Source organism: Nitrospirota bacterium (assembly GCA_040755395.1).
GTDB lineage: Bacteria > Nitrospirota > Nitrospiria > Nitrospirales > Nitrospiraceae > DATLZU01.
Genome location: JBFMAX010000001.1, coordinates 463,697 through 477,480, shown reverse-complemented (window position 1 = coordinate 477,480; position 13,784 = coordinate 463,697). Strand labels below are relative to the sequence as shown.

The window sequence follows — 13,784 nt, the reverse complement described above, 5'->3', positions numbered from 1 at the left end:
TTATATCCGTTCCACGTTCACCTGCGACATTTTGCAATACGGCACCTTCGTCACGGGGTCGATCTCCACGTCGGCCAGCGCCTTGGCGTCCTGATCGAAATGCTCGGGGAAGAACGCCATCCCTTCCGGGATACGTGCCAGGATTTTCACGGCTGTCGTGAACTCGCCGCGCGAGTTAAACACGCGGACCCGATCGCCGTCCGACACATCATGCCGCGCCGCGTCGGCGGGGTTCATTCTCAACAAGCCGACGCTTTCCACCTGAAGCAGGCCCTTGGCGCGGGTCGACAGTTTACCCGAATGGAACAGCGACTGCCCCAATACCAACGTGAGCATGTCGTTTTTCCCGTGGTCTCTCGTCCCTGGCCCCTGGCCCCTCGCCTCTCGCCGCGCTCCAGAAAGTCGGTACCGGCTCGCGATATCATCGGCGTATCCTCGGCTGAGATATCGCTCGACCGCCGCGCGATCGACTTGAGGCGGCGTCGGCGCCGGCCCCAGCAGACCGTAGCCGGGAATGAGGCCGCGAATCTCCTTCAAGATCTCACGCGCGTCGCCGTATTCGAGCGGGTAGCCCATCAGCCCCGACAGAGCCGAACACACTTCCCAGTCGGGGCGACTCTCGCCGATCGGTTGGATCGCCTGCCGGACGGCCTGCACATGCCCTTCGCTGTTCGTGAAGGTCCCGTCCTTCTCGGCATAGGAACAGGCCGGCAACACCACGTGGGCGAGCGATGCCGTCTCGGTGAGGAACAGTTCCTGACAGACCAGCAGTTCGAGATTGCCCAACGCCTCCTTCGCGCCGGCGGCGGCCGGCAGGCTGCCGACCGGGTTCTCGCCGACCACGAACAGGGCTTTCAGCCTGCCGGCGCGCGCGTCCTCGATCATCTCCATCAGCGTGGCGCCTGGTCCCTTGGGAAGCTCCTCCTTCCACAGGTTGGCCAGCCGCTCGCGCGCGGTTCGATCCGTGCGGTCGACGGGACCGGGGAGAAACTCCGCGACGGCCCCCATCTCCACGGCGCCCTGGTCGTTGTTCTCCTCGGCCAGAGGCGCGAATCCGCAGCCCGGACGCCCATGATGCCCGGTGAGCAGCAACAAATCGAGCAGGTTGGCGGCCGTATTGTACCCGCCGGGATTTCGCAACACGCCGGGTCCGATGAGGACGACCAGGCGTCCGGCGCGCGCCAGGACCCGTGCGGCGTCGAGCATGGACGCCCGAGTCGAGCCGGTGGCGGCTTCAAGTTCCTCCCATGACAAGCGTTCCACCGCCTGCGTGATCGCGCTCACATAGGCCGGCGCCTGCTGGAGGAGGGCCTGATCCACGTGGCCGTCCTCGATCACCGCCTTGATCAAGCCCACGGCGACAGGGCCGAACCGAGCCGGGTGGGCGGAGAAGTGATGTTGCGCGAGATTCGCGATGTTGCTGATCGTGTCGATCGCCGGATCGAGGGCTTCGACCGTCACCAGCGTCGCCTGCCGCTTCTTGACGGCTTCTTTCACTCTCAGGCCCGTGACGGGATTGGTCTCCGTGATGTTGGTGCCGACCAGCAACAGCGCGTCGGCGGCGACGATGTCGTCGAACGTGACGGTCCACCGGTGGGTGCCCTGCACCCGGCGCATCGCTTGAACGCCGTTAAGGTGGCCGTAGCGCGCGCTGCCGTCGATGCGGTTGGTGCCGATCGTCAGGCGCATGAATTTCTGAAACACATAGAGGTCTTCGTTCGTGCAGCGGGACGCGATCAACCCGGCGAACGCGTCCGGGCCATGCTTCAGCTTGAGTCGGATCGCGGCGCCGGCCGCGTATTCCAGCGCGTCTTCCCAGGTCGTCTCCACCAGCCGGCCGTCGCGGCGGATCAGTGGGCGCATCAAACGCTCCGGGTGACTGGTGGCGTGATACCCGAAGAAGCCTCGCGCGCACAGGTCGCCGTTGTTGCGGCCGGCGCCATAGGCCGACATGACTTCGACCAGTTCGTCGTCCTTGGTCTGGATCGTGATCTGGCAGCCGTCCCCGCAGTAGGCGCAGACGGTGTCGGTCCGTTTCAGCATCCAGGGCCGGTATTCGTACATCGACAGGCGGCTGGTGATGGCTCCGACGGGACAAATCTGCACGCAGCCCCCGCAGAACTCGCACTCCAACGGGTGAGGGCCGAAATGCTTGATCTCGGTCATCGTTCCTCGGCCGGCCGGCGCCAGCGCTTTGACATCCATGACCTCGTCGCAATACCGGACACAGCGCAGGCACTGGACGCACCGGTTCATCTGGGTTTCGATCAGCGGGCTGAAATATTCCTTCGGGAAAATGCGCTTGACCTCGATGAACCGGCTGGTGGTCGGCGTGTACTCGTGAGAGAAGTCCTGCAGGTCGCAGCGGCCGCCCTGATCGCAGACCGGGCAGTCCAGGGGATGGTTGGCCAGAATGAACTCCAGCACCGACTTGTGCGCTTCGTCGACGACGGTGGTGGCCGTGCGGACGCTCATCCCCTCGGTCACCGGGGTGCTGCAGGCCGTCTGAAGCTTGGGCATCTTTTCGATCTCCACCAGACACATCCGGCAGTTGGCGTCCGGCTTGAGCTTCGGGTGGTAACAGAAATGCGGGATCATCACCCCCACCCGGCGCGCCGCCTCGATGAGCAACGTGCCCTTCGGCACCGTCACCGGGATGCCGTCGATGGTAAGTTTCACTGTTTCTGTGCTCGTGCTAGGCATGTTCCCCGTTATTCGTTAACCGTTAACCGTTCAACGCAAGAGCCGATCTGTCCTTTTGCGATTCACGAATAACGATTCACGTTTAACGTTTTTAATATCGTCCCGCCGGCAGGACCAGTTCGGGGACGCCTGACAGGCCCAGCGATTCCGCCTCCCGGATCAGGTCCTCATACTCGTGCCGCCAGTACTTCAGGGTGCTCATGACCGGGGCCACCTCGGCGTCGCCGAACGCGCAGACCGTTCGGCCGGCGATGTTCTGGCACAGATCGGTCAGGGTTTCAAGGTCCTCCCGGCGGCCGCGCTTGGCGAGGATGCGACGCATGGTCTGGACCAACCACGAACTGCCTTCCCGGCACGGGGTGCACTTGCCGCAGGACTCGTGGTAGAAGAACTCCATCAGGCGCAGCGTGGCCCAGACCATGCTGGTGCCTTCCTCCATGACCGTGACCCCGCCCGATCCCAGCATCGACCCGGCCTGGGCCACCGACTCGAAGTCCATTTTCACGTCCAAGTGGTCCGGGGTCAAAAACGGCGCCGACGCCCCTCCCGGGATGAACGCCTTCAGCGACTTGTCCGAGCGCATGCCGCCGGCGTGTTCGAAGATCAACTCGCGGAACGTAATTCCCATCGGCACTTCGTAATTGCCGGGCCGCCGCACATGGCCGCTCACGCAGAAGATGCGGGTGCCCGTGCTCTTCGGCGGCGAACCGATCGAGGCGAACCATTCGGCGCCGCGGTTGAGGATATGCGGCAGGTTCGCGAGCGTCTCCACGTTGTTGACCACGGTCGGCTTGCCGTACAGGCCGTGGGTGGCAGGAAACGGCGGTTTCACGCGCGGCAAGCCCCGCTTCCCTTCGAGCGACTCCAGGAGCGCCGTCTCTTCCCCGCAAATGTAGGCGCCGGCTCCGCGGTGAATCCACACGTCGATGTTGACCCCCGTGCCGAGAATGTTCCGGCCGATGTAGCCGGCGGCTCCGGCTTCCGACAAGGCCCGTTCCAGAATCGCGGCGCCCAAGGCAAATTCCCCTCGAATATAGATGTAGGCGGTCTCGGCCCCGATGGCGTAACAGGCGAGCAGGATGCCTTCGATGACCTGGTGGGGGTCGCGTTCGATCAGTTGGCGGTCCTTGAACGTGCCCGGTTCGCTCTCGTCCGCGTTGCAGCACAGGTAACGAGGACCCTGATAATCCTTGGGCAGGAATCCCCATTTGATCCCGGTCGGGAATCCCGCGCCCCCGCGCCCCCGCAATCCCGACTTCACCACTATCGCCGTCACGTCCGCCGGTGCGATCTTGCCGAGCGTCTTGCGGAGCGCCTGATATCCGCCCGCCCGCTCGTAGTCCGCCAGCGAGCCCGTGTAGCCCGGCGATGTCATGTTCTTCAGCAAAATGAGTTCGTGTTTGGCCATTGCGATCTCATCGGTAAGGGGTAAGGAGTGAGGGGTAAGGGGGTGCGAAATTGAGAACAAAAAGCCGACGCATCCCCTGACTCCTCACCGTTTACCCCTTACTGTTCACTGGTTCAGGCAGCATGAACGGCCCGCTCTTCAAGGGAGACGTGCCGTCGCGTTTCAGGTCGGCCAGGATCCGATCCACCTTCTCTTCGGTCAGCTTCTCGTAATAGTCGTCGTTGATCTGCATCATCGGCCCGGCCCCGCAGGCGGCCAAGCATTCCACCGTACTGAGGGTGAACATCCGGTCCGGAGTAGTTTCGCCGGGCTTGATCCCCAGCTTGGCGCGGAGCCAGCCGAGCAACGTGTCGGACCCGACCAAGGCGCACATCAGCGATTTGCACACCTGAATGTGGAACTTTCCCACTGGCTTCAGGTTCAGCATCGTGTAGAACGTGACCGTCTCGTACACCTGCGGCGGCGTCAGTTTCAGGATGCCGGCGATTTCCTTCATCGCCGCCTCGCTCACGTAGCCTTCCTCCTGCTGCGCCAGGCACAGCAGCGGCAACAGCGCCGAGCGTCGAACCGGGTAGCGGGACAGGATATCGGCTATCTGATCCTTATATTTCTCCGACAGTCTCATGCCCTGTCAGCTCGCGTCATTCATCAATCGGCATTTCGTCCATCGACTCGAAGAGAGGCCACCATCCTGTCTCTCGGTTGACGGTTGACGCTTGACCAGTGACGCCTCTATTAGCGGTCGCATTCTCCCATCACGATGTCGTAGGTGCCGAAGATCGTGATGATGTCCGAGATCAGATAGCCGCGCGCCATGTGGTCGAAGGCGCCCATGTGAACGAACGACGGAGCCCGGATCTTCAACCGATAGGGCCGGGGACTCCCGTCGCTGATGATGAAGAAGCCCAGTTCTCCTTTCGGCGCTTCCGACGCGCAATAGGTCTCGCCTTTCGGCGGCTTGAAGCCCTGCGTGAAGATGATGAAATGGTGGATCAGGCTCTCCATGTCCCGCATGACCTTGGGCTTGGGCGGCGGGATCACCTGCGGGAGATCGGCCATGATCGGGCCGGGCGGCATCTGGTCCAAGCATTGGCGGATGATCCGGCAACTCTGCCGCATCTCTTCCATGCGCACCCAGTACCGGTCGTAGGTGTCGCCGCTCTTGCCGACCGGCACTTCCCATTCCACCCGGTCGTACATGCCGTAGGGTTCGAACTTGCGCACGTCGTATGCGACTCCCGAGCCGCGCAGCACCGGTCCGGTGAGGCCGAAGTTGATCGCGTCTTCGGCGGAAATGACGGCCACGTTCTTCGTGCGGGACAGCCAGATCCGGTTCGTCATGAGGAGCGTGTCGTACTCGTGAATCTTGTCGTAGAACGTGTCGAGGAACGCTTTCAGGCGCGCGACGAGGTCGGGCGTGAAGTCGCTGTCCACGCCGCCGATACGGTAATAGTTCAACGTAAGCCGCGCGCCGCAGAGCTTCTCGAACATGTCCAACAGTGCTTCGCGCTCGCGAAACGTCCAGAAAAAGACCGTCATCGCGCCGATGTCCAGCGCCTGCGTGCCCAGCCAGAACAGGTGACCGACCACCCGCTGCATCTCCGCGACGATCGTGCGGATATACTCGGCGCGTTCCGGCACCTTGACACCCACGAGCTTCTCGACGGCCCGGACATACGCGTAGTTGTTCGCCATGGCGCAGACGTAATCGAGCCGGTCGGTGTGCGGGATGATCTGCAGGTAGTGCAACCCCTCGGCCAGCTTTTCCACCCCGCGGTGCAGGTAGCCGAGGTCCGGCGTCGCCTTGACGATCCGCTCGCCGTCGAGTTCGAGCACCACCCGCAGCACGCCGTGCGTGCTCGGGTGTTGGGGGCCCATGTTCAGCAGCAACTCCTCCTTACGGATGGATGACACGGCTCCGTTGCCGGCCATGAAGGGTTTCTTCAGGTCTTCGGAGATCTCGCCTTCGACTTCGACGGGCGGCTCGTCAAGCCGGGGGATGAATTCGAAGGAGCTACGCCAACCCTTGCCTTCCGTCGGGAAATCTTTCCGGAGCGGGTAGCCCTCGTCGTAGTCTTCCGGCATGAGGATGCGGCGCAGGTCCGGATGCCCGTCGAAGCGGATGCCCATCAAGTCGTAGACCTCCCGCTCCATGAACTCCGCGCCTTTCCAAACGGCGGTGACCGAATCGATGCAAGGGTTGTCTTCCGTGACGCGGGCCTTGAGCCGAACGCGCCGGCGATGCGGCAACGACAGCAGATGGTAGATCACTTCGAACCGTTCGCGGTCTTCCGGAAAGTCGGCCGAGCACACATCCGTGATGTGATCGAACGCCATCGCCGGATCATCGTGAAGGAACCGCGCCACGTCTACGATGCGGTCGGCGGCGACGCGGGCGGACAGCTCTCCGCGGGCCTCATCCTCTTGGACCGATAGCACGGCCTCGGGGAATTTTGCCCTCAGTGTTTCGAGCAGTGGATGCATGTCACCCGTTATTCGTTAACCGTTAAACGTGAATCGAAGCTTTCGACCGACGGACTGTTTTCCAGCGGTTCACGATTCTCGTTTAACGGTTACCGTCATTTGACGAACACTTTCTCCCGTTGGATCTTTTCCTGCAGCTTGAGCAGGCCGTCCAGCAACGCTTCCGGCCTGGGCGGGCAGCCGGGGACATACACGTCCACCGGGACGATCTGATCCACGCCCTGGACGACGCTGTAACTGTTGTAATGGTTGCCGGAGGTGGCGCAGGAGCCCATCGAGATCACGTAGCGCGGTTCGGCCATCTGGTCGTAGATGCGGCGGATCACCGGCGCCATCTTTCGCGTGACCGTGCCGGCCACGATCATGAGATCCGACTGTCTCGGAGAGGCGCGGAACACGCCGGCGCCGAAGCGGTCGATGTCGTATCGGGACGACACGGTCGCGATCATCTCGATCGCGCAACAGGCCAGCCCGAACGTCATGGGCCACAGCGACGACTTCCGCGCCCAGCACACGAAGGCATCCAGGTTGGTGGTCAAGATGTTCGGTTCAAGCTGCCGCTCGAGAAAGCTCACTTCGTTCGCTCCAATGTGGAATGTGGAATGAGAAATGGGGAATGGTCGAAAACTGAAAATTCAGAATTCATAATTCCACATTCCAAATTTCTCATTCGCGCGCTTCGCGCGTCACTCCCACTCCAACGCCCCTTTTTTCCACGCGTACCAGAACCCGACGACGAGGATGCCGATGAAGACCCCCATTTCCACGAGGCCGACAACGCCCAGTTTCTGAAACACCACTGCCCAAGGAAAGAGGAATACGATCTCGATGTCGAAAATCACGAACAGCATCGCGATGATGTAGTACCGCATCGGGAACTGTACGCGGGCGTCCTGAAACAACGGACTCCCGCTCTCGTACGGCACCAGCTTCGCCCGATACGGCCGATTCGGACGGACGACCCACCCGATCAGCAGCGACACCACACCGAACGCCAGCGCGATTGCGATGAAGGCCAGGATCGGGACGTAGTTCAGCGGAACGGATTCATCACCCATAGATTGGTCAAAGGTCATCAGTCATTGGGCAATGGGGGCTTAATCGTACCGGTCCCACGGAGGTGTTCTTCGCCATTGACCACTGACCATTGACTAATGACTCCTGGGTGCCGAAGCAACCAGTGCGTTCCCGAAGAACGGCTTGTACTTCAATCCCTCCAACTCCGGCTCGGGCATGCCCTTGCGCTGCACAAGGATCTTGAACGTGCGCCCCATGCCTTCCGGCTTGAGCAAATGCAGTGCGGCCCGAAATTCCGGCGACTCGGGATCGAGTGAGTCGATCATGTGTTCGGCGCCGAGACTGATCAGGAAGCTCATCTGATTGGTGAATCCGGCCACACGCAGCCCCGCTTCTTCGCCGGCCGTCGCCAAGCTGGTGAAATCGACGTGGGCGGTCATGTCCTGTTCCCCGACGCGGGTGTAGGGGTCCTCCGACGCCATCTGATGGTAGTAGCAGAGGAACGTCCCACGACGGCGCTCGGGCGCGTACAGGTCCTGCGCGCTGTGACCGTAGTCGATGGTGATGACGATGCCGCGACCCATGACACGAGCGACGTCTTTGATCCATCGGAGCGCTTCGAGATTGATCTCGGTCCGATACCCGTCGGACAGGTCCGCGCCCACGCGGCGCACATACGCTTCGATCTCCGGGGTGGACGGAGGATATAGACATTCTAGGAACCGCCCGTCCCGATAGTCGACGTGGATCTCCCTCGGTTCGCCGCCGACGATCTCGATGCGATGCACCGGGAACGCATCGACCAGTTCGTTCGAAAGCAACAACCCGACCAGGCTCGCATCCGGAAGGTCGGACAGACCGGAGACCCAGGAGACTCGAGCAGGAGGGTCGAGATAGGGCGCGAGGTTCCGACGCTGCTGCTCCCGCATGGCCGGGCTGCGCTCGATCAGGAGATATCGGAGGCGATTCGCAAGAGAAGCGGATTCCTTCCCGCAGCTCGCGAGGAAATGTCGGGCGAGGAGCCCTTTCCCCGCGCCCATCTCGACGACGGTGAAGGGATCAGGGCAGTCGAGCAGTTCGTCGATCTGCCGGGCCTGTCTGGCCAACGCCTGACCAAGCAACGGATGCACGTCGGAACTCGTGTAGAAGTCGCCCGACCAGCCGATACGCTCGGTCGCCGGACCATCCGCTGGGCGAACGTAGTACCCGAACCGCGGGTGGTAGAGCGCAAGCTCCATAAACCGGGCAAAAGGGATAGGACCCGAGCGTGAAATTTCCGCCGCGATCTCGGCGATCAGTCCCGGATGTCCGCTGCTGAGCGATGATTTTACGCTCATCGACGACGACCACCTTCAGGGCAAGCTTCGCCCCTCGTTTTTCAGGCTCCAAAGTGGTCTACATTAGCTTCCGGCTCGAAGCCAAGTCAAGGTAAGAAGTGGTGTCCGGGACAGATCGCCAGACCTCCTCTGCTCAAACGCTGCGGCTCGACCGTACTAAGCCTCACATCTGCTCGACTGCGCAACGTGTTCCGTCCCGAGCTTCGCTCGAACGGAACTTCGAGCAGTGCTCGTCGTCCGTCTGCGACGGACCGCATCTGTTCGGCAAGTACGGTAACCCGAGCCTCCGCGATTCGCGAGGTAGGTCCAGCGACCTGTCCCGGACTATAGGCTATGGGTGAGATTGGTCAGGACGAAGATGATCTCGAAGGATAACGATTTGCACGTGCCAGCCTCTGGCCCCAGGCCTCTCGCCGTTCTTATTTCTTATTGGCCGTGGCATTTTTTGTATTTCTTTCCGCTGCCGCAGGGGCATGGATCGTTGCGGCCGACTTTTTCGTGCTGGCGCTGGACGGGGCGGGGCGCGGCCGGTGCGTCGCCGCGGTTGAGGGTGAGGCGAGGAGGCCCGGCCGGACGGGCGACGGGCGGCGGTTCTTCTCCGCGGACGGCCTGCACGCGGAACAGCCGTTCCAGCGCGTCCGACTTGATGCGGGACATCATGGCGGCGAACATGTCGAAGCCTTCGCGCTTGTACTCGATCAGCGGGTCCTTCTGCCCGTAGCCGCGCAGGCCGATGCCGTCCCGCAGTTGGTCCATCGCGAGCAGGTGATCCTTCCAATGGTGGTCGATCACCTGCAGGAGCAGCATCTTTTCCAGATAGCGCATGAGGTCGGAGCCGAGTTCCCGCTCCTTCTGCTCGTACGCGGCCCGGACCTGATCCCGCAGATCCTCGATGATCGCGTCGCGGCCGAGGTCTTTGAAGTGCGCGGCGGGATCGCCTGAGCCGCGCGCGATGTCGAGCGCGAACTGGGCCTGCATGGCGTCGGCCAGGCCCTTGAAATCCCATTCTTCCGGGTACTGGTCTTCCGCGCAATACACATCGACCAGCGACTGGATCACCTCGTCCATCATCTCCAGAACGTCTTCTTTGAGATTCTCGCCGGCGAGCACGGCGCGGCGGTGCTGGTAGATGACCTCGCGCTGCTTGTTCATCACGTCGTCGTATTCGAGCAGTTGCTTGCGGATCTCGAAGTTATGCGCCTCGACCTTCTTCTGCGCGTTCTCGATGGAGCGGGTCACCATCCGATGTTCGATCGGGACGCCTTCTTCCATGCCGAGCTTGAGCATCAGGTTGGAGATACGCTCCGACGCGAAGATGCGGAGGAGGTCGTCTTCGAGCGAGAGGTAGAATCGCGAAGAGCCGGGATCCCCCTGGCGGCCGGCCCGGCCGCGGAGCTGATTGTCGATGCGGCGGCTCTCGTGCCGCTCGGTGCCGAGGATGTGGAGGCCGCCCAACGCGACCACCTCCTGCTTGTTCTTCTCGCAGTCGGCTTTGATCTGTTCGTAGATCTCGAGCTTCTTGTCGTCGGGCAGGTGCTCATCCTGATAGAGGATGCGCTTGAACAGGAAATCGGGATTGCCGCCCAGCAGAATGTCCGTCCCGCGGCCGGCCATGTTGGTGGCGATCGTGACGGCGCCCTTGCGGCCGGCCTGCGCGATGATTTCGGCTTCCTTCTCGTGGTACTTGGCGTTCAGGACGCTGTGCTTGATGCCGTGCTTGCTCAGGTAGGACGACAGCCGCTCCGACTTCTCGATGGAGATCGTGCCGACCAGCACCGGCTGCCCCCGCTCGTAGCAGTCCTTGATCTCCTCGACGATCGCGTTGAACTTCTCCCGTTCGGTCCGGTAGACCACATCGGGGTAATCCTTCCGGATCATCGGTCGGTTGGTCGGAATCACGTTCACGTCGAGGTTGTAGATCTTGGCGAACTCGCCCGCTTCCGTGTCGGCCGTGCCGGTCATGCCGGCCAGCTTCTTGTACATGCGGAAGTAATTCTGGAAGGTCACGGACGCCAGGGTCTGGTTCTCGTTGGCGATCTTGACGCCTTCCTTCGCCTCCACCGCCTGGTGCAGCCCGTCGCTCCACCGCCGGCCCGGCATGAGCCGGCCGGTAAACTCGTCCACGATGATGACTTCGCCGTCCTTGACGACGTAATCCACGTCTCGCTTGTAGAGGGCGTGGGCTTGCAGCGCCTTGATGACGTGGTGGACGAGATCCATGTGAGCGAGGTCGTACAGGTTGTCCACGCCGAGCAGCTTTTCGACCCGCGCGTTGCCTTCTTCGGTGAGCGCGGCGGTCTTGGTCTTCTCTTCGATGGTGTAGTCGCGGTCCAGCTTGAGCTGCGGAATGATGGCGTTGATGCGGTAGTAGAGGTCCGTGGACTGTTCCGTCGGGCCGGAAATGATCAGCGGCGTCCTCGCCTCGTCGATGAGGATGCTGTCCACCTCGTCCACGATCGCGTAGTTCAGCTCCCGCTGGACGCACTGGCTCAGATCGCTGACGATCAGGTTGTCGCGCAGGTAATCGAAGCCGAACTCGTTGTTGGTGCCGTACGTGATGTCCGCCCGATAGGCTTCCTGCCTGGTGCAGGGCCGCAGGTGCTGCAGACGTTTGTCCGCGGCGTCGTAGGTCGGATCGAACAGGAACGACGCGTCGTGCTGGATCACCCCGACCGATAAGGCGAGCGAATGGTAGATCGGACCCATCCACTGCGCGTCGCGTTTCGCCAGGTAGTCGTTGACGGTCACCAGGTGGCAGCCCTTGCCCTCCAGCGCATTGAGGTATAGGGGCAGCGTCGCGACGAGCGTTTTGCCCTCGCCGGTCTTCATTTCGGCGATGCGGCCTTTGTGCAGGATCATGCCGCCGAGCAACTGCACGTCGAAATGCCGCATGTTGAGCCGGCGCCGCGAGGCTTCCCGGCAGACGGCGAAGGCTTCCGGCAGCAGATCATCCAGCGCCTCGCCGGCTTCCAGCCGCTTGCGAAATACCTGCGTCTTGTCGGCCAGTGCAAGGTCGGAGAGCGGTGTGAGCGAGGGCTCAAGCTGGTTGATGCGGTCCACGATGGGCCGCAGCGCCTTGATCTCCCGGTCGTTCTTGCTGCCGAAAATGAGGTTTAGAATTCTGGTGAACATAGGCGTCAGTCGGCCGCGCTAGAGGTGTATGTCGTATCGAGCGAAGAAAAGTATACAGCAATTCCCGTGTGAATCCTACGGCAAATCGATCCGTTGCTTTCGTCTCCGGCTCCGGCTATAGTCCGAACGGGACGGACTCGCGGCGTGCGGCTGTGCGGAGCGAGCGGACGACGGAGAAGGCATCGGGCGTCATGCCGGATCAGAGACAACGGGGGCCGAAACTCGTGCGGCCGCTCATCTGGACGTTGGTCGCGAGTCTTGTGGTGCTCGGCGCCGCTCACAGCGCTACGCCCGACGCCGCTCAGCGGCACTACGACCGAGCGTTCGGGCTCTTCCGCCAAGGGGACTTTGACGGCGCCATCGAAGCGCTGAAAAAGTCCATCGAGATCGATCCCCGCTCTGCCGAATCCTACCATTTGCTCGGGCTTGTGTATTTCCAAGGAAAAAAAAAGCCGGTCGAGGCGGCCGAGGCGCTTCAGCGGTCGCTCACGCTCAAGCCCGATTCCGCAGAGGTCCTGAACGACCTGGCCGATGTGTACCTGTCGCAGGGCAAGTCGGCCGAGGCCGAGCGTGCGCTGACGCGGGCCATTTCGGTTGCACCGCGCGACGAAGAGGCCTATTTTGATCTGGCGAAACTCTATGAGACACGCCACGACCACGCGGCGGCGATTCGCGCCTATGAAACACTGCTCGGCTTCCATCCGGACCATCTCGATGCCCTCTTCAGTTTGGCGAGCCTCTACGACTATCAGGGCGACAGCCGCCGCGCACTGGGGCTTCTGCGGAAGCTTGTGAAAGCTCATCCTCGGTATGCGGACGGGTGGTATCTCATGGGACGGATCGCCGAGAAGACGAACGATCTGGCTGAAGCCTCCTACGCGTACCGGCAGGCGATCGCGGTGAAACCGGATCTGGTCGACGCCCACTATAACCTGGGATTCATCTACCGCAGCCAAGGACGACTCGCGGACGCCGCGAAGGAGTTTCAGGAGGTCGTGCGGCTGCGTCCCGGGTACGCCGAGGCCCACATGAATCTCGGCGTCGTCTATACCAGCCTGAACAAGTTGGATGAAGCCGAGCGCGCCTATGAAACCGCGGTCGCGTTGAAACCCGACTTCGTCGAGGCCCATTACAATCTGGGCGTGTTCTACGAGTTGCATCGCAAGGATGCGGCCAAGGCCCTCGCCCAATACCGGAAGTACCGGGAGCTCGGGGGAAAAGACGACCGGGTCGAACGGATCGTGGGGCAGGGGGGACGGTAAGCGACAGAGCCTCGACGCCGGCGCGCTTTGACGCGACCGCAGGCGTTTTGTTAACATGCAGGCCGATCGCCGTTCAGAGCAGCGAGGCCATGAGTCGTTCCCTTTTGAGAACCGCAGCCTGGGCGTTGGTCGTCGCGATCGTGATCGTGCTCGCCGCCACGACCGGCAGCGCCGTCGCGCATGACCTCCAGCACGCCGCACACCACGGGGCCGGCTTGCACAGCACCGGGATCTGTGCCTGGATGTGCGCGGCGGGTCAGGCGCTCGGAGAGATTCCGGCCGTCTTTCAAATCGATCGCGTTCCGCTGAGATTCAGAAGCCTTCCGACCTTTCAAGAACCGTTAGAGATAGCCTGTCGGGCGCCGGGTTCCCGCGGTCCTCCGGCACTCTCCATCTCCTAGTTCATCACAGAGACAACCGGTCCAAGGGTGGGCTGACCCT

General features: G+C 62.2%; 10 protein-coding genes. 2 read left to right on the top strand and 8 right to left on the bottom strand.

Annotated features, from left to right (window positions below):
* From nuoG to secA, 8 genes are all read right to left on the bottom strand, one after another.
* Positions 1–2,679, bottom strand: coding sequence for an NADH-quinone oxidoreductase subunit NuoG (gene nuoG / locus AB1555_02445; protein MEW6245550.1), 2,679 nt, complete (start codon positions 2,677–2,679; stop codon positions 1–3).
* Between the two features lie 115 nt (positions 2,680–2,794).
* Positions 2,795–4,111: an NADH-quinone oxidoreductase subunit NuoF gene (nuoF, locus tag AB1555_02440; GenBank protein MEW6245549.1), complete on the bottom strand. Its 1,317-nt coding sequence runs from the start codon at positions 4,109–4,111 to the stop codon at positions 2,795–2,797.
* Positions 4,112–4,202: 91 nt separating this feature from the next.
* Positions 4,203–4,736 carry an NADH-quinone oxidoreductase subunit NuoE gene (nuoE, locus tag AB1555_02435; protein ID MEW6245548.1) on the bottom strand — a complete coding sequence of 178 codons (534 nt, stop codon included), beginning with the start codon at positions 4,734–4,736 and terminating at the stop codon, positions 4,203–4,205.
* A gap of 110 nt (positions 4,737–4,846) precedes the next feature.
* Positions 4,847–6,595 carry an NADH dehydrogenase (quinone) subunit D gene (gene nuoD, locus AB1555_02430; GenBank protein MEW6245547.1) on the bottom strand — a complete coding sequence of 583 codons (1,749 nt, stop codon included), beginning with the start codon at positions 6,593–6,595 and terminating at the stop codon, positions 4,847–4,849.
* A 95-nt stretch (positions 6,596–6,690) separates the two neighbouring features.
* A complete protein-coding gene (locus AB1555_02425) occupies positions 6,691–7,170 on the bottom strand; it encodes an NADH-quinone oxidoreductase subunit B family protein (GenBank protein ID MEW6245546.1) in 480 nt (159 codons plus the stop codon).
* Positions 7,171–7,281: 111 nt separating this feature from the next.
* Positions 7,282–7,653 carry an NADH-quinone oxidoreductase subunit A gene (gene ndhC / locus AB1555_02420; GenBank protein ID MEW6245545.1) on the bottom strand — a complete coding sequence of 124 codons (372 nt, stop codon included), beginning with the start codon at positions 7,651–7,653 and terminating at the stop codon, positions 7,282–7,284.
* Positions 7,654–7,746: 93 nt separating this feature from the next.
* Complete coding sequence (locus AB1555_02415; GenBank protein ID MEW6245544.1) at positions 7,747–8,949, bottom strand: SAM-dependent methyltransferase; 1,203 nt, start codon at positions 8,947–8,949, stop codon at positions 7,747–7,749.
* 426 nt (positions 8,950–9,375) lie between these two features.
* A complete protein-coding gene (gene secA / locus AB1555_02410; GenBank protein MEW6245543.1) occupies positions 9,376–12,081 on the bottom strand; it encodes a preprotein translocase subunit SecA in 2,706 nt (901 codons plus the stop codon).
* A 191-nt stretch (positions 12,082–12,272) separates the two neighbouring features.
* Here secA and AB1555_02405 point away from each other — a divergent pair, with 191 nt between their 5' ends.
* Both AB1555_02405 and AB1555_02400 read left to right on the top strand, forming a co-directional pair.
* Positions 12,273–13,343: a tetratricopeptide repeat protein gene (locus tag AB1555_02405; GenBank protein ID MEW6245542.1), complete on the top strand. Its 1,071-nt coding sequence runs from the start codon at positions 12,273–12,275 to the stop codon at positions 13,341–13,343.
* A gap of 89 nt (positions 13,344–13,432) precedes the next feature.
* Positions 13,433–13,744 (top strand): hypothetical protein, encoded by a 312-nt coding sequence (locus AB1555_02400; protein MEW6245541.1) that lies wholly within the window; start codon positions 13,433–13,435, stop codon positions 13,742–13,744.
* The last annotated feature ends 40 nt before the right edge of the window (positions 13,745–13,784 follow it).